The 16,009-nt window shown below is 69.3% G+C and carries 15 protein-coding genes, 1 tRNA gene and 1 pseudogene; 9 read left to right on the top strand and 8 right to left on the bottom strand.

Going from position 1 to position 16,009, the window contains the following annotated elements:
* Positions 1 to 16 precede the first annotated feature (16 nt).
* Positions 17 to 826 (bottom strand): diphthine synthase, encoded by an 810-nt coding sequence (gene dph5 / locus IEV64_RS12380; RefSeq protein ID WP_188424006.1) that lies wholly within the window; start codon positions 824 to 826, stop codon positions 17 to 19.
* 116 nt (positions 827 to 942) lie between these two features.
* Between dph5 and IEV64_RS12375 the strand changes: the two genes are divergently transcribed.
* From IEV64_RS12375 to IEV64_RS12365, 3 genes are all read left to right on the top strand, one after another.
* Positions 943 to 1,518 (top strand): DoxX family protein, encoded by a 576-nt coding sequence (locus tag IEV64_RS12375; protein WP_049920543.1) that lies wholly within the window; start codon positions 943 to 945, stop codon positions 1,516 to 1,518.
* A gap of 88 nt (positions 1,519 to 1,606) precedes the next feature.
* A complete protein-coding gene (locus IEV64_RS12370; protein ID WP_007275034.1) occupies positions 1,607 to 1,816 on the top strand; it encodes a DUF7542 family protein in 210 nt (69 codons plus the stop codon).
* Positions 1,817 to 2,134: 318 nt separating this feature from the next.
* Positions 2,135 to 2,572: a Rieske (2Fe-2S) protein gene (locus tag IEV64_RS12365; RefSeq protein ID WP_188424005.1), complete on the top strand. Its 438-nt coding sequence runs from the start codon at positions 2,135 to 2,137 to the stop codon at positions 2,570 to 2,572.
* A gap of 59 nt (positions 2,573 to 2,631) precedes the next feature.
* On the opposite strand, the gene IEV64_RS12360 is transcribed toward IEV64_RS12365, so the two are convergent.
* Positions 2,632 to 3,111: an Lrp/AsnC family transcriptional regulator gene (locus tag IEV64_RS12360; RefSeq protein WP_188424004.1), complete on the bottom strand. Its 480-nt coding sequence runs from the start codon at positions 3,109 to 3,111 to the stop codon at positions 2,632 to 2,634.
* Positions 3,112 to 3,354: 243 nt separating this feature from the next.
* Here IEV64_RS12360 and IEV64_RS12355 point away from each other — a divergent pair, with 243 nt between their 5' ends.
* Together IEV64_RS12355 and IEV64_RS12350 are read left to right on the top strand one after the other, a co-directional pair.
* Complete coding sequence (locus tag IEV64_RS12355) at positions 3,355 to 3,777, top strand: NAD-binding protein (protein WP_007275031.1); 423 nt, start codon at positions 3,355 to 3,357, stop codon at positions 3,775 to 3,777.
* Positions 3,774 to 5,951: an amino acid permease gene (locus IEV64_RS12350; protein WP_007275030.1), complete on the top strand. Its 2,178-nt coding sequence runs from the start codon at positions 3,774 to 3,776 to the stop codon at positions 5,949 to 5,951. The genes IEV64_RS12355 and IEV64_RS12350 overlap by 4 nt, the downstream gene beginning before the upstream one ends.
* Before the next feature lie 154 nt (positions 5,952 to 6,105).
* Here the strand turns inward: IEV64_RS12350 and IEV64_RS20125 are convergent.
* The 4 genes and pseudogenes from IEV64_RS20125 to IEV64_RS12330 all read right to left on the bottom strand — a co-directional run.
* Positions 6,106 to 6,255 (bottom strand): annotated as a pseudogene (locus IEV64_RS20125) (cyclophilin-like fold protein); the annotation flags it as partial.
* 250 nt (positions 6,256 to 6,505) lie between these two features.
* Positions 6,506 to 6,578 (bottom strand) — tRNA-Thr (locus IEV64_RS12340).
* A gap of 92 nt (positions 6,579 to 6,670) precedes the next feature.
* Positions 6,671 to 7,657 (bottom strand): class I SAM-dependent methyltransferase, encoded by a 987-nt coding sequence (locus IEV64_RS12335; protein ID WP_188424003.1) that lies wholly within the window; start codon positions 7,655 to 7,657, stop codon positions 6,671 to 6,673.
* 166 nt (positions 7,658 to 7,823) lie between these two features.
* Entirely contained in the window at positions 7,824 to 8,294 is a 471-nt protein-coding gene (locus tag IEV64_RS12330) for an HTH domain-containing protein (RefSeq protein WP_007275019.1), read from the bottom strand.
* Between the two features lie 168 nt (positions 8,295 to 8,462).
* Here IEV64_RS12330 and IEV64_RS12325 point away from each other — a divergent pair, with 168 nt between their 5' ends.
* Positions 8,463 to 8,888 carry a universal stress protein gene (locus IEV64_RS12325; RefSeq protein WP_049920542.1) on the top strand — a complete coding sequence of 142 codons (426 nt, stop codon included), beginning with the start codon at positions 8,463 to 8,465 and terminating at the stop codon, positions 8,886 to 8,888.
* Positions 8,889 to 8,953: 65 nt separating this feature from the next.
* On the opposite strand, the gene IEV64_RS12320 is transcribed toward IEV64_RS12325, so the two are convergent.
* Positions 8,954 to 9,394, bottom strand: a complete 441-nt coding sequence (locus IEV64_RS12320; RefSeq protein WP_007275017.1) for a universal stress protein — start codon at positions 9,392 to 9,394, stop codon at positions 8,954 to 8,956.
* Positions 9,395 to 9,547: 153 nt separating this feature from the next.
* Between IEV64_RS12320 and IEV64_RS12315 the strand changes: the two genes are divergently transcribed.
* Positions 9,548 to 10,264, top strand: coding sequence for a TVP38/TMEM64 family protein (locus IEV64_RS12315; protein WP_007275016.1), 717 nt, complete (start codon positions 9,548 to 9,550; stop codon positions 10,262 to 10,264).
* Here the strand turns inward: IEV64_RS12315 and IEV64_RS12310 are convergent.
* A complete protein-coding gene (locus IEV64_RS12310; protein WP_188424002.1) occupies positions 10,239 to 13,088 on the bottom strand; it encodes a cation-translocating P-type ATPase in 2,850 nt (949 codons plus the stop codon). The genes IEV64_RS12315 and IEV64_RS12310 overlap by 26 nt on opposite strands.
* 95 nt (positions 13,089 to 13,183) lie before the next feature.
* Here IEV64_RS12310 and fdhF point away from each other — a divergent pair, with 95 nt between their 5' ends.
* Complete coding sequence (gene fdhF / locus IEV64_RS12305; RefSeq protein WP_188424001.1) at positions 13,184 to 15,226, top strand: formate dehydrogenase subunit alpha; 2,043 nt, start codon at positions 13,184 to 13,186, stop codon at positions 15,224 to 15,226.
* A complete protein-coding gene (gene yqeC / locus IEV64_RS12300; protein ID WP_007274795.1) occupies positions 15,219 to 15,977 on the top strand; it encodes a selenium cofactor biosynthesis protein YqeC in 759 nt (252 codons plus the stop codon). The genes fdhF and yqeC overlap by 8 nt, the downstream gene beginning before the upstream one ends.
* Positions 15,978 to 16,009 lie beyond the last annotated feature (32 nt).

The following is a 16,009-nucleotide window of genomic DNA, read 5'->3' as shown; positions in this document are numbered from 1 at the left end:
GCCGTCGGAGTCGCGTTCAGTTTTCGTCGTCGAACAGTTCCTCGGGCGCGCCGCCGAGCGCCGAGAGCGCGTCGGCCTCGACGTGGTGGACCTCGCCGGGGATGACGAGCATGTGGAGCGGGTCGCCGAAGTCGCGCTCGGCGAGCGCCGAGAGGCGGTCCGCGGCGACGACGGGGTCCGGACTCCCCGCCCGGCAGACGGCCACGCCGAGGGCGTCGCCGTCCCAGTGTTCGGCGAACAACTCGGCCGCGTAGTCGGCGGTCATGTACTGGTCGCCGTCGACCTCGACGCCGCGGCGGCCCTCCCAGTCGACCTTGATGTCGAGGTAGACGAGCGTGTGCAGTCCGAGGTCGCGGTTCGCTTCGAGCGAGTCGACGACGCTTTTCGGCACCGGGTCGCCGCCGTGGACGTACGGAAACGGGAGCGTGACGGCCTTTCCGAAGCGGTAGTTCTGGAGTCCGGTCAGGCCGCTGGCGGCGGACTGGGCGGTCACGCCGTGAACGAGTCGCGTCTCGATGCCGCGGTCTTCCGCGCGGAGGCGGAGGTCGACGTGGGTGGTCGAAATCATCGTGTCGCCGGCGGTGAGAAACGCGACGTGTTCGTCTTCCGCGGCGTCGAGTATCGGCCCGGGGTCCTGTTCGACGCCGGCGCGGTCGCGGACCTCGATGTCGATGTCGTGGTAGGCTTCGAGTTCCTCGACGGTCGCGCCGACGAGGTGACTCGTGTAGAACTCCACGAACGCGCGGTCGGCGTCCGCGAGCGCCTCGCGCCCCTCGACGGTGACGGAGCGCTCGTCGTACAGGCCGAGTCCGATGAACGTGAGCATGCCCGTGTTCTGTCGCGGGCGGTGATAAGCGGCGTGACCTCCGGTGAGACGGCCGACCCCATTGCGTGAGATTACCCAACACACTATTGTAGTTTGACGGAAAATATTACCTCCGTATGTCAACCGATAGCCGTACACTAGAGACGGAACTGTTCGGGCGGCCGGTGCGGTTCGACTACTCGGAGCGCTGGGTCGGCTACTCGCTGTTCCTGCTCAGAGTGGTGATGGGGTGGACGCTGTTCCAAGGCGGCGTCACGAAGCTCGTAACCTACCTGGATGCGGACCCCTCGAACAACTGGACCGCGGCGGGTTTTCTCGCCAACGGAATCCCCGAGGGGAACCCCCTGATGGGCCTGTGGGGCTCGATGGCCGGCAGTCCCCTCATCGACATGCTGAACATGTGGGGTCTGACGCTGGCCGGGCTGGCGATTATCCTCGGCGCGTTCGTCCGATTCAGCGCCTTCTGGGGCGCGATTATGATGCTGTTCTACTGGGCGGCGGCGCTCGAAGGCGGGATCCTCGCCGGACTGCCGCTGGCCCACGGCTGGGTCGTCGACGACCACATCGTCTACGCGGTACTGTTGTTCGGCCTCGGCGCGTTCGGCGCGGGCCGTATCCTCGGTGTCGACGCCTACCTCGAAAACATGGAGTTCGTGCGGCGCAACCGGTGGATGGGCCTCGTCATGGGCTGACCACCGCGCGCCAGCGACCGCTTTTTTTACTCGTCCTCGGCGGACGGACCCGACGGAACTATCTCGACTGCCGTGTTCGGTTCGACTGATGTCGACTCCTCGTGCGACGGTTTCCTGTCCGACGTGCGGACTCGAAGAGCGCTTTTCGAAGCTCGCGGACGCGCGCCTCCGAATCGAAGACCACCGTGCCGAGACCGGCCACGACCCCGTCTGGGAGCTCGGACGGTTCCCGTCCGGCGTAGAGCAGATGGGCGACGAGGCGGGCGTCTGCGGCGTGGACCTCGACGAGAACCGCTGAACCGGCCGCCCGCCGGTTCGGGTCGGGCTGTCGCTCCGAGTCGCGTCGAGCGTCGAGTCAGCGACTATGAGCTTCATAACAATACGACAGTCTCCCGAACGAGTGGGTATGTGGTGTGAACGGTGCGGACGAGACACGACGGTCCGAAGGCACGCGATAGACGAGTTCACTGGGTTCCTCTGTAGCGACTGTCGCGCGGTGTGGAATCGGTTTACCTCGGCGTAATCGGCGGCCTCGGCTCGGGGTTCGCTCCTCGACGCGGGGCCAGCCGCGGCGTCGCCGGTAGCTACTTTTCCGCTCGGTCGGTAACTGTGTCCGATGGTCGACGGAACCCGAGTCGCGGCCGTGGACGAGGTCCCCGAAAACGGGTCGTATCTGTTCACCGCGGAGGACGCGTATTCGCGGCCGGAGGAGCTCATTCTCGTTCGGTGCGACGACGAGCCGGGTATCGAAGCGTGGCCGAACACCTGCACCCACGAGAACCAGCGGTTCGACCGGGGGACCGGCGCGGCGATGCGCGACGGCGAGATTATCTGTCCGAAACACGGGTCGATGTTCGACGCCTGTTCCGGCGCGTGCGAAAACGGCGAGGCGGCGGGCACCAGCCTGCCGGACGTGGACATCACGGTCGCCGACGGCGGCGTCTTCCTGACCGACGACGAGTACACCTATCTCTCCGCGGGCGCGGCGCGCGAGGACGACGAGGACGATGACGACGACGATATCCCGAGTTCGACGTCGCACATCGGGTTTTGAGCGCCCCTGCGGCGGCCCGGTCGCCGCCGCGTCGTCGCCACCGGCGGTATACTGGTCGCCTACTGGTCAGCGCCGTCCTCGTCGAGGAACCCGTGATACGGGCAGACGAACTCGTCGCGGATGAGCTGTTCGTCGACGATGACCAGTCCGACTCGGTCGAGTTCCTCGCTGATGCGATTGAGGTCGTCGTGGTCCTTGCCGATGGCGTTCACGTACACGTTCCGCTCGCCGGTCATTATCTCTCGAACCGCGGTCACGCCGTGGACGTCGCGCGCCCGGTTCGCCAACGCGGAGCGCTCGGGCACGGGCGCGGTACAGATTATCTTCGTGTACAGCGGGTACCCCGCGAGGTCGTAGTCGATGTCGACGTGATAGCCGCGAACGATGCCGGTGTCTTCGAGTCTGTTGAGCCGCGTTCTGACGGTGCTCGACGAGAGGCCGAGTTTCTCCGCGATGTCGCTGGACGACGTTCCCCGGGCGTCCTGCTGGAGATAGTAGAGGATGCGCCTGTCTGTCGAGTCTAACTCACCGTCTTTCATACGTGACCTACTCTGGACTCGGCGTGATTATCAGTCTGTTCCATACCCGCGCTCTGTGCGGTCGTCGCCGTTATCGCCGTCATCGACGACGGCGACGAGGCACCCGAACTGAAATGACGAATTAATTTTTATAGGCTGTTTATTTGACGACCCGTCAAAATAGTGCGCTAGTTTAAGGTCTTTCGTCACCGAGGAGCTGATACACACGGCCGGACGAACGCCGACTCCACAATCAGCACACACATGACGTCGAATCCATCCGTCGTAGACGAGCGGCTCACGGACTGTAAACAGAGTATCTACTACGTCTTGGGCGGCAGACACCTCGGCTCTGCCATCGCCCGACATCTCCAGGCGGCCGGTCGCGCCGTCTACGTGATCGACGAATTCCACGAGCGGTCAGAAATCGACGGCGTGCGAGGCGACCCGGCGGACGTTCGGACGCTGGAGGCGGCCGGCGTCGCGGCCGCGTCGACGGTGGTCGTCGCCACGGCGTCCGACAGCCGCAACCTGCTTATCGCACAGCTCGTCCGCGCCCGCTTCGACGTCGAACGCGTCGTCGTGTTGGTCAACACGCCGGACCGCTTCGAGATGTTCGCCGACGCCGGCCACAAGCCGGTCTGTGCGACGTCCGTCCTGTCGGGCACGCTCGCGGGGGCCGTATGAAGGAGTTGGAACGCGACCTCGGTCTGCCGTCCGTCTTCGCGATAAGCATCGGTGCGATGATTGGCAGTGGCATCTTCATTCTGCCCGCGCTGGCGCTCGAAGTCGCCGGCCCGGCGGTGATAGTCGCCTACGCCCTCGCGGGCCTGCTCGTCGTGCCGGCCGCGCTGTCGAAGTCCGAGATGGCGACCGCCATGCCGAAAGCCGGCGGGACGTACATCTACATCGAGCGGGGGATGGGTCCGTTGCTCGGGACCGTCGCCGGCGTCGGCACGTGGTTTTCCCTGTCGTTCAAAGGCGCGCTCGCGCTGGTCGGCGGCGTCCCGTATCTGCTTCTCCTGTTCGACCTCCCGCTTCGGCCGGTCGCGCTGGGTGTCGCGGCGGTGCTGATACTCGTCAACGTCGTCGGCGCGAAGCAGACGGGGCGCCTGCAGGTCGGCATCGTCGTCGTCATGCTGGCCGCCCTCGGCTGGTTCGCCGCGGGGAGCGCACCCAGCGTCCAGCAGGCAAACTACGCCGGCTTCTTCGACGCCGGTCTCGGCGGTCTCCTCGCCGCGACCGGCCTCGTGTTCGTCTCCTACGCCGGCGTGACGAAAGTCGCGAGCGTCGCCGAGGAGGTCGAGAATCCGGGCCGGAACATCCCGCTGGGTATCCTCGGCTCGCTCGCGTTCACAACGGTCCTGTACGTCGCCATCGTGGCGGTGCTAGTCGGCGTCACCGACCCCGGGAGCGTCGCCGGGTCGCTCACGCCGATGGCGGTCGCCGCCGAGGCGACGCTGGGCCAGTTCGGCGTGGTCGTGGTCATCCTCGCGGCCATCCTCGCGCTCGTCTCGACGGCCAACGCGGGCGTGCTCTCCTCGTCGCGGTACCCCTTCGCCATGAGCCGGGACAAGCTCGCGCCGCCGTCCTTTTCGGCGGTGAGCGAGCGGTTCGGAACGCCCGTCGCCTCGATTACGCTCACCGGTGCCGTGCTGTTGGTGCTCATCGCGTTCGTCCCGATTCTCGATATCGCGAAACTCGCCAGCGCATTCCAGATTCTGGTGTTCGGCCTCATCAACGTGGCCGTCGTCGCCTTCCGCGAGGGGAACGCGGAGTACGACCCCGAGTTCACCTCGCCGCTGTACCCGTGGCTCCAGGCGTTCGGCGCCGTCACCGCGGCGCTCCTGTTGACGCAGATGGGCTCGACCGCCCTGCTCGGGGCCGTCGCCATCACGCTCGGGAGCGTCGTCTGGTACGTGCTCTACGCCCGGCCGCGGGTGAGCCGCGAGGGCGTCGTCACGGACGCCGTTCGCCGACAAGTCGGACAGAGCGCCCTCAGCCGAACGGAATCGGCGATGGACGAGCCTCCCCGCGAGGTGCTCGTCGCGCTCACGAAGGACCTCGACGACAGGCGCGAGCGGTCGCTCGTCGCCGTCGCCGCGGATCTCGTTCGCCCCGACGACGGCCGCGTCGTCGTCGTCCGCTTCGAGGAGGTGCCCGACCAGGTCCCGCTCACCGAAGCCGTCACGGCGCAGTCGCCCGCGGACCGCTCGTACGAGGCGCGAATCGAGGCGCTCGCGGCGGAACTGGACGTCGCCGTCGAGGCCGACGAAATCGTGAGCCACGACACGAAACACGCGGTGGTCAACTTCGCGCGCGGCCGCGGGGTCGACGCCGTCGTGGCCGAACACGAGCCGCTTCGGCTCCGCTCGCGGCTGTTCGGCGACCCTATCGACTGGGTCGTTCGCCACGCGCCCTGCGACGTGCTCTTGGTCGATAACCTCGGCTACGACAGCCCGGAACGGGTGGTTCTCTCCGGGGACGGCGGGCCGTACCCACCGCGGGCGGTCAGCGTCGCGGCGGCCGTCGCCGCCGCCAACGCGAGTGAACTGTTGCTCCAACACCCGCCGAACCCGGAGATGACCGAACAGCACGAACGGACGGTCGGCGAGTATCAGACCGAACTCTCGGCGTTGCTTTCGGTCCCGGTTCGTACCACGCCGCTCAGAACGGACGGCGGGCGACCGGCCCGCCCCGACGTGGTGGTCCGTCGCGCCCCCGACCGCGGGCTTCGGAACGTCCGCTTCGCCGGCCGACCGACCGCCCCGAGTCCGCGGTGTACGACGATAACCGTCTACCCCCACGACTCGCGCCGACCGGGATTCGCACAGCGACTGCTCGAACGGCTGACGTTCTAGCCGACGCCACGGCGTTTGGGTCGGCGGGGCCGCGGCGTCGGGTTCGGTCGGAGAGACCGGCGTCAGGACGGTGGCCCATCCGCGAGTTCGATGCTGACGGTGGTCTCTCCGTCCAGGTCTTCGAGTCGTTCGGTTCCCGAACCTCGATGTGCCCGAGTTTGACGAGTCCGGACGCGTAGCCGAACTCCCGATAGAATATCGCGAGGTTCCCCCACGGCGCGTAGTAGGTGATGTCGCCGACCTCGGGGTCGACGCCGTCGTCGGAACCGCTATGACGGTGCGGCCGAGCCGTACAGCCACTCATCGGGTAACTCCCGAGGGTGCTCCTTGTATTCCCGAGCGACGGCGTCGGAGCGCCCGAGTCGAAGTGACCCCAGTTTGTAATCCGAACCAAACGGACGTAGCGCGAGGTACACGAGATGCTCGACGAGTTAGTTCGCTGAAAAAGTAAGCCGGTGGAGGGGATTGTGAACCTCGGTCGCAAATCTTCGATTTGCTCCCTGCTTCAAATCCCTCCACGCAGGGCTCTTCGTCTCACTTCGTTCGACAGAAAGAGCCGGTGGAGGGATTTGAACCCTCGGCCTATTCCTTACGAAGGAATCGCTCTGCCAGCTGAGCTACACCGGCGCGGTGGGCTTTCGAACGCATTCTTTCGTACCCCGGTTACGTAATTAAGACTTGCGAATCAACCCGGTGTCTGTCGGTCGGCACCAGCCCCCTCACGCCCGCTTCGTCAGGCGAACGTCGAGACAGACGTTGTACTCGTGGGGGGCGTACGACCGGACGACGTGTTCGTTCACGACCGCGACCTCGTAGGTCGGTTCGGCGGCGGCGCGGACGGCGGCCAGCCCCGGCCCGAACGGGTCGTCCTCGTGTTGGATGTCGTAGAGGTGAATCACGCAGTCGTCGCTCGCGAGGCGGACGGCGGTGTCGAGGAAGTCGCCGGCGCTGTGCGGGAGGTTCATGATGAGGCGGTCGGCCCAGCCCTCGTAGTCGGCGGCGACCTCGCGCACGTCGCCGTGAATCGCGATGAGTCGGTCGGCCACGTCGTTCCGCGCGGCGTTCTCGCGGAGGTACGCGACGGCCGCCTCGTTGAGGTCGCAGGCGACGACCTCCGCGCCCGCGGCGGCGGCGGGGACCGCGAACGGACCGACCCCGGCGAACATATCGAAGACGTGCTCGCCCTCGCGAATCTCCTCGACGACGCGGTGGCGCTCGGTCGCCAGCCGCGGCGAGAAGTAGACGGTGTCGATGTCGAGGCGGAACTCGTGGCCGTACTCGCGGTGGACCGTCTCGGTCGACTCGCCGACGAGCACGTCCCAGTCGCGGACGCGGAGTTCGCCTTTGACCTTCGAGGCGCGGTTGACGACCGTCTCGGCCTTGAGGTCGGAGGCGACGATGGCGTCGGCGATGTCGCGGGCGCGGTCGGGGTCGTCCTCGTCGAGGATGACGATGTCGCCGAGGCGCTCGTAGGAGGGTTCGAAGCCGAGCAGGTCGGCGGGCGTGGTCTGCGTGTCGCGGGCGGGCGGTTCGTAGTCGACGACCGCCAAGTCGTCGGGGACGGCGTCGGCGTCGACGACGGGGATGTAGAGCGTCCCCTCGGCGACGGTAATCTCGTGGTCGTGGTCGAGCAGGCCGGCGTCGGCGAGGCGTCGGCGCGCCGCCTCGCCCGACTCGCGGGGCACGCGGACGCAGGGGACGTTCATATCTCCACCACTGCGCGGTCCCGAGTAAGGGTGACGCTTCGCCGCAGGGCTCCGCGGACGCGGCGTGTCGCCTCTCGGGCGGGCGCGCCGCTCGCGGCGTTCGACGTTCGAAAAATCCAGTTTTCCCCGACTCGCCGTGTGTTCGGGGCGGCGATTCGGACTCGAATCACACCTCGACGTGTTCGTGGTCGATGCCGAGGAACGACTCCGCGGTCTCGACCCAGTCGGCGAACGTCCGAGCCCCATCGGCTCGTTCGTGGGGGAAGACGGCCTCGATTTCGTCGCCTCGGAAGACGATGCCCAGCGTCCGCGGGAGGACGACTGCATCGTGTTCGGGGCCCATTCGACCGGAGCCGACCGTCGCCCGCTCGTCGAGCGTCGGGAGCGCGACCCCTTCCGTTCGCGCCCAGTGGCGGCACTCGGCGAGTCGCTCGCGGACGACGGCGTCTCGCTTCGTCGGTGCGAGGTCGGACTCCACGTCCACGTTCCGCCCCCAGGTCCGGACGCACACGTCGTCGACGAACCCCCCGTCGGTGAGTCGTTCGAGTCGGACGATCAGCGCTTGGTGTTCCTCACCGAAGCCGTCTCGAATCGGCCGAATCCACAGTTCTACCCTCCGTTCACCGTCGGTTTGCATGCTCCTCACCACCCGATAGAGAGTACGCCCGATTCGGGCATAAGGCGAGCGTATCCTTCCCGACGGCCGGGAATCGGGAACGCGAGCGAGCGCGACGCGACTGTGTGGGGACGGGCGACGCGGCAGGCCGGGTTCGGTTTTATTCGCTCGGCGCGCGTCTGTGACGACATGTTCGACCACATCCTCGTCCCCACCGACGGTAGCGCCCATGCGACCCGCGCGGCCGAGTACGCGGTCGACCTCGCGGCGACCTACGGGGCCTCCCTGCACGTCCTCTACGTCGTCGACGTTCGAACCGGCCACGCGGATGCGCCCGTCGACGACGACGATTCGCAGACGCGCGGGGAGGCGGCGGTCGGCGACATCGCCGCGCGTGCCGCCGACCGCGACGTGCCCGTCGAGACGGAGATTCGCGTCGGCCTGCCGCACGAGACCATCATCGACTACGGCGAAGAGCGCGACATCGACCTCGTGGTGATGGGGACCCACGGGACGAGCGGGCTGGAGCGATACCTGCTTGGAAGCGTCGCAGAGCGAGTCGTCAGGCTCTCGGACGTCCCGGTGCTGTGCGTGCCGCCGGCTGACGACGAGTGAGTCGGCAGGAACGGCGGCCGACCGGACGACTGCGGAGCGACCGACCGGGCCGCGAGCGGCGGCCGTCAGCGAACGACCATCACGCTCATCGGCGCGCGCCCGGCGACCAACTCGGCGACGCTCCCGAAAAGCAGGTCCGTCTCGCCGGCGCGGCCGTGACCACCGAGGTAGACCGCGTCGACGCCCTCTCGGCGCGCGAAGTCGACGATGGTCCGCGCGGGGTCGCCGCGGAGCGTCTCGGTCCTGAGTGCCACCTCGCTCCCGTCGGCCAGCGCCGCGAGTTCCTCGAAGATGCCGTCCGCGAGCTCCTGTGCTCGCTCGTACCACTCCTCGGAGCCGTGGAGGGGTTCCGTGCTGATGTCCGCGTCGAACGGGGCGCTGTAGCCGGGGTCGGTCGGGTTGATGACGTGCAGGGCGACGACCGTCGAGTCGGCGTGCGCGAGGGCCTGTTCGAACGCGCGCTTCGACAGCGGGGAGCCGTCGACGGCGACGAGAATCGTTTCCATAACGATTATCTATACGGTTTCTTGGCACAAAAGCGCTCTCGCGGAAGCGGCGGGTGTCGCCGTCGATTCTGTCGGTTCCGCTGGTGTCGTCGGCGTCCCGGCCGGGTCGCGGGTCGCGCCGGGCTTTTCCCCGCGGCGTGCGAGTAGCCACCCGTGTTATCCGTCCCCGAACTGTTCGAATCGCGGCGCGACCGGTGGCGGACGCTCGCGCTCGCCGTCGTCGTCGTGGCCGTCGTCGCGCTCGTCGGAACGACGCTCGTCGACCGATTCCCGTTTCTCGCCGACCCGACGGCGCTTCGGGCGTGGCTCCTCGGGTTCGGAGCGCTCGCGCCCCTCGCCTTTGTCGGCGTGCAAATCGCGCAGGTCATCGTCGCGCCCATCCCCGGGCAGGCGCTCGGGTTCGCCAGCGGCTACCTGTTCGGCGCGCTCTGGGGGACGGTCTACAGCATGGTCGGTATCGTCCTCGGGACGGCGCTCGCGGTCGGCCTCGCTCGCGCGCTCGGCCGCCCGTACGTCGAGCGGGTCGTCACGCCCGACGCGCTCTCCGTGTTCGACGACGCGATGGAGACCCACGGGCTGGCCGTCCTCTTTCTCGTCTTTCTCGTTCCCGGCCTCCCCGACGACGCCGTCTGCTTCGCCGCCGGTCTCACCGACATCCCGGTCCGCAGGATAGTTCTCGTCGCGGCGGTGGGTCGGCTCCCCGGCTTCCTGCTCGTGAACCTCGCGGGCGCGGCCGCCGCCGACGGCAACGCCGAACTCACCGCGGTGTTCGTGGGCGCGTTGCTCGCCGCCTCGGTCCTCGGCTACCTCTACCGCGACCGACTCATGGGCGCGCTCGGGTCGCTCACGGAGCGAACAGCCGGTCGTTGAGCCACACCAGACACAGGTTCGCCGCGAGGAACGGGACGAACGCGCCCGCGACCCAGCCCCACTCCGTGAGGCCGAGCGGGACGACGCCGAAGAGGTCGGCGACCGGCGTGTACAGGAGGACGAGGTGGAGCGCGAGCGACAGCCCGACCGCGCCGAGGAGCCACGGGTTCGAAAGCGGCGACAGTCGGTAGCGGAGCCGCACCGACTGCGTGCGGACCAACTCGGCGGTGACGAGGAACGTGAACAGCACCGTCTGGGCGACGACGAGGTCGCCGGAGCGGTCGAGCGCGTAGAAGAACACGCCCAGCCCGGTCGCGGTGAGCGCGACGCCGATGCCGAGAATCGAGGCCATGGTCCGGCGGTCGAGGACGCCCTCGTCGCGCGGCCGCGGCGGCCTGTGCATCACGTCGTCCGACTTGGGGTCCGCGCCGAGCGCGAGCGCGGGGAAGCCGTCGGTGACGAGATTGAGCCACAGGAGCGCGACGGGCGTGATGACGAGCGCCGACTCGGACGCGAACGTCCCAGGGAACAGCGCCGCCCCGAGGAGCGTCCCGAGGAAGACGACGAGCACCTCGCCGGCGTTCGCCGACAGCAGGTAGTTGACGAACTTGCGGATGTTGTCGAAGATGCCGCGGCCCTCCGCGATGGCGTCGCGGATGGTGACGAAGTTGTCGTCCCGCAACACCACGTCCGACGCGCCCTGTGCGACCTGCGTCCCGCGGTCGCCCATGGCGATGCCCACGTCGGCGTTGCCGAGCGCCGGCGCGTCGTTGACGCCGTCGCCGGTCATCGCCACCGTGTAGCCCGCGTCCTGAAGCGCCCGGAGGATGCGGACCTTGTGCTCCGGCGCGACGCGGGCGAACACGTTGGTCTCCTCGACGACCCGGCCGAGTTCCTCGTCGTCCATCGCGGCAACCTCGGTCCCCGTGACGACCGAGTCGGCGTCGATGCCGACCTCGCGGGCGATGGCGCGGGCCGTCCGCGGGGTGTCGCCGGTCGCCATCGTCACCCGCACGCCGGCGTCGAGGCAGTCGGCGACCGCCTCGGCGACGCCCTCGCGCGCCGGGTCGGTCATGCCCTGGAGCCCGAGGAAGACGAGTCCCGATTCGAGCGTCTCGTCGTCGGCGTCGAGGTCTGCGCCGGGCGCGTAGGCGAACCCGAGCACGCGGAGCGCGTCGTCGGCGAAGGCGGTCACGGTCGCTTCGACACGCTCGCGGCGCTCGTCGGTGAGTGGTTCGATTGCCCCGTCGACGAGGACGCGGTCGCACCGCGCGACGATTTCCTCGGGCGCGCCCTTCACGAGCGCGACGGGGCCGTCGCCGGGCGCGTCGAACTCGTCCACGACGACCGACATCCGCTTTCGCTCGGAGGTGAACGGGACCTCGCGGAGCCTGTCGTTGGGGTCGCGCGAGCCGTCGAGGCCCACGTCGGCGGCGGCGCTCACAAGCGCGACTTCGGTGGGGTCGCCGCGGTGGTCGCCGCCGTCGAGTTCTTTGGTGTCGTTACAGCGGGCACCGCAGGACAGGAGCGCCGCGAGCGCCGGGTCCGAGTCCGGGTCGGGGTCCGGTTTCGTGGCGGTCGCGGCTTCCGAGTCGGCCGCGGCCGACGCGCCGCCGTTTTCGGACGCAGACGCGGTGACGGCCGGCGCCGACCCGCCGCCCAGTTCGACCGTCCGGTCGTTCGGGAGCCACGCGCGGGTGACGGTCATGCGGTTTTCGGTCAGCGTCCCCGTCTTGTCGGTGACGATGTAGTCGACCGCGCCGAGACTCTCGACGACCGCGAGGTTGCGGACGAGCGCGTTGCGCTCCATGAGCGTCCGCGACCCGAGCGCGAGGGTGAGGGTGACGACAGCCGGGAGGCCCTCGGGGACGGCCGCGACGGCGAGCGTGACGGCGACGAGGAGGACGACCACCGGGTCGGTGGCGGTGAGGAACAGCTGGACCGCCGCGATGAGCAGGATGAGCGCGACGATGCCGACGCCGATGCGGCGGCCGAGGCGGTCGACCTCGATTTCGAACGGCGTCTCGCGCTGGCGGGCTTGCCCGAGCTGGTCGGCGATGGCCCCGAGTTCGGTGTCCATCGCGGTGGCGACGACGACGGCCTCCGCGCGGCCTCTGACGACCGTGGTCCCGGCGTGGAGGACGCTTCTCCGGTCGGCCAGCGCCGCGTCGGCGTCGACCGCCTCGGCCGCCTTGTCGACCGGGACGCTCTCGCCGGTCAGCGTCGACTCGTCGGCGCGGCAGTCGGCCGCGGTGAGGATGCGGGCGTCGGCGGGGACGGCGTCGCCCGCTTCGAGGACGACCACGTCGCCCGGGACGACTTCGGTCGCGGGGACCGCCCGAATCGAGCCGCCGCGTCGGACCGTCGCCTCCGGCGTCGCCATCTCCCGAAGCGCCGCGAGCGCCTGCTCGGCGCGGTAGTCCTGTACGAAGCCGAACAGGCCGTTTCCGAAGAGGATGAGCAGGATGAGCGCCGCGTCGGTGTACCCCGGTTCGCGGCCGGGCAGGAGGCCGACGGCGAGCGAGAGGCCCGCGGCGACGAAAAGCAGGAGGATGAGCGGCCCGGTGAACTGCGAGACGAGGAGCGAAAGCGGCGAGACGCCCTCCTCGTCGGCGAGTTCGTTCGGACCCTCCTCGTCGAGTCGGCGGGCCGCGTCGTCGCCGTCGAGTCCGTCGCGGCTCGACCCGAGTCGCTCCAGCGCCGCCTCGCCGTCGAGCGCGTGCCACGGGACGCCCTCGCGTCCGCTCGCTCCCCCGGCCTCCCGATGCGCGGTTGCCTGCTCGTGCACGGTTCGACTGAACGACACGAGCCGACGTATGTCCACCGGCGATTTTCACCCCGCCGCAGTCGGCGGTACGATGAATACCGTTCGGGTCGCACGTTCGACCATGTGTGTGGTGTGTCAGCGTGTCTAAACGGGTGGCGACATCGAGCGAGAGCGTCTGTCCGTACTGCGGCGTCGGCTGTGGCATCCGCTACGACGCCGACCGCGGGAGCGCCGCGGGGTGGAACGGCCCGGTCAACAGGCGGGGCGAACTCTGTCCGAAGGGGGCCGCGGCGTGGGACGTGGTCGACCACGACGAGCGCCTGACCACCCCGCTGGTGCGAGTGAACGGCCGGCTCGTCGAGGCGACGTGGGACGAGGCGTTCGACCGCATCGAACGCGAGTTCTCCCGCGTCGTCGCAGACCACGGCCCGGACTCGGCGTTCTTCTTCGCGTCGTCGAACTGCACGAACGAGGAGAACTACCTGCTTCAGAAGACGGCGCGGGCGCTCGGGACGAACAACATCGACAACTGCGCGCGGCTCTGTCACGCCTCGACGGTGGCGGCGATGGGCGACCGCTTCGGCGCGGGGGCGATGACGAACTCGCTTTCGGACCTCGGCGAGGCCGACGTGTTCCTCGTGACCGGCGCGAACCCCGCCGAACAGCACCCGGTCATCTTCCGGTCGTACCTGCTTCCGGCGCTCAAGTCGGGGACGACGATGATTCACGTCGACCCCCGCGAGAACCAGACGACGAAGGCGGCGGACATCCACCTCCCGGTGAAGCCGGGGTTCGACATCCCACTTCTCAACGCGATGGCCGCCGTCGTCGTCGAGGAGGGGCTGGTCGACGAGGCGTTCGTCGCCGAGCGCACCACGGGGTTCGAGGCGCTCTGCGAGTCCCTCTCCGCGCTCGATATCGACGCGGAGGCCGAGCGAGCGGGCGTCGACCCGGCGGACCTCAGGGCCGCCGCGAGAGCCTACGGCGAGGCCGGCCGCGCGGCCGTCTTCACCGGGATGGGGATGAGCCAGCACCACTGCGGCACCGACAACGTGCAGGCGCTCATCAACCTCCCACTGCTGACCGGCAACGTCGGCGAGGCGGGCACCGGCGTCAACCCGCTCCGCGGGCAGAACAACGTGCAGGGCGCGGGCGACGTGGGCGCGCTCCCGAACGTCCTGCCGGGGTATCGCCCCGTCACCGATGACGACGCCCGCGCCGCCGTCGCCGACGCGTGGGGGTTCGAACCCCCCGCCCTGCCGGGGCTCACGGAGGTCGAAGCGACCCACCGCTTCGGCGACGAGGTGCGGGCGGCCTACGTCTTCGGCGAGAACCCCGCCGTGACCGAGCCGAACGCGAACCGCGTCCGCGAGGCGTTCGAGGCGCTCGACTTCTGCGTCGTCCACGACGTGTTCCCGACCGAGACGGTCGAGTTCGCGGACGTGGTGCTTCCCGGGAGCGTCTGGGCCGAGAAGTCGGGGACGGTGACGAACACCGACCGGCAGGTCATCCGGATGAACCGGAACGTCGCGCCGCCGGGCGACGCCCGCGCCGACCTCGACATCCTCCGGGAGTTCGCCGCCCGCGTGGCCGGCCTCGACGCGCCGGCGACCCCCGAGGGCGTCTTCGACGAACTCCGGCGGGTGACGCCCATCTACGCCGGGATGTCGTACGACGGCATCGGCGCGGGGAGCCAGCGCTGGCCGTTCCCCGAGGGCGCGACCGAGGGGACCGCAATCCTCCACGCCGACGCGTTCGAATCGGGGTCGAAGACCGCCCCGTTCCGGGCGGTCGAACACGTCGACCCGGCGGACTCCGTCGCCGACGGCGAACTCGTGCTCGTGACGGGGCGGGTCCTCCAGCACTTCAACAGCGGCGCGCTCACCCGTCGCTCGGGCGTGCTGATGCGGATGCGCGGCGAGGACAGCCTGCAGATTCACCCCGACGACGCCGCCGCCCGCGGCATCGAAGACGGGGCGACCGTCCGCGTCGAAAACGACCGCGGCGAAATCGCGGTCGCGGCCGAGGTGACGCCGGCCGTCCGCCGCGGGACCGTCTTCGCCACGTTCCACTACGCGGAACCGCTCGTGAACCGACTGACCGGCGACGCGCTCGACCCGACCGCGAAGATACCCGAGTACAAACACAGCGCCGTCCGCGTGACGGTCGAACCGGGGGCGGCGGCCGATGACTGACGACCCGTCTGAGACCCCCGCGTCGCTTCCGACGCTCGCCGACGCCCTCGGCATCGGCCCGGACGACCTCGTCTGCGCCGTCGGCGCGGGCGGCAAGAAGTCGCTTCTCTACCGACTCGCCCGCGACCTCGACGGCGTGGTCACGAGTACCGTCCGCATCCCAATCTTCGACGACGAGGTGGCCGAGGTGGTCGTCACCGACACCCCCGAGACCGCCGTCGCGGAGACGCGGACCCGACCGCTCGGCGTCGTCCCGGAACGCGAGCGCCCGGACCGCTACCGCGGCTACGACCCGGCGACGGTCGACCGAATCGCGCGCGCCACCGACGACGTGGTGTTCGTCAAGGCCGACGGCGCGCGCTCGCGCTGGCTGAAAGCGCCCGGCGAGAACGAACCGCGACTCCCGGACGCGGCCGACCTCGTCTGCCCGGTCGCCAGCGTCCGTGTCGTCGGCGAACCGCTTTCCGACGAGCGCGTCCACCGACCGGAACTCGTCTCCGACGTGTCGGGGACGGCCGTCGGCGACGCGATATCCGCGTGGGACGTGGCCGCCGTGCTGTCGAACGACCGCGGCGGGATGAAGGGCGTCCCCGAGACGGCGCGGGTCGTCCCGGTGCTCAACATGGTCGACGACGAGCGACTGGCCGAGACGGCCGGAGAAATCGCGCGGTGGCTCTGCGAGCACCCCCGCGTCGACCGCGTGGTGGCGACCGCCCTCGACGCCGACGACCCGGTCGTCGGATTCTACTGACTCGGCCCCGCCCCGGTCGCGGGGGACTCGTT

Source organism: Haloferax sulfurifontis (assembly GCF_014635105.1).
Taxonomy (GTDB): Archaea; Halobacteriota; Halobacteria; order Halobacteriales; family Haloferacaceae; genus Haloferax; species Haloferax denitrificans.
Note: the sequence above shows the minus strand (reverse complement) of the source record. Positions and strands in the feature narration are given on the sequence as shown.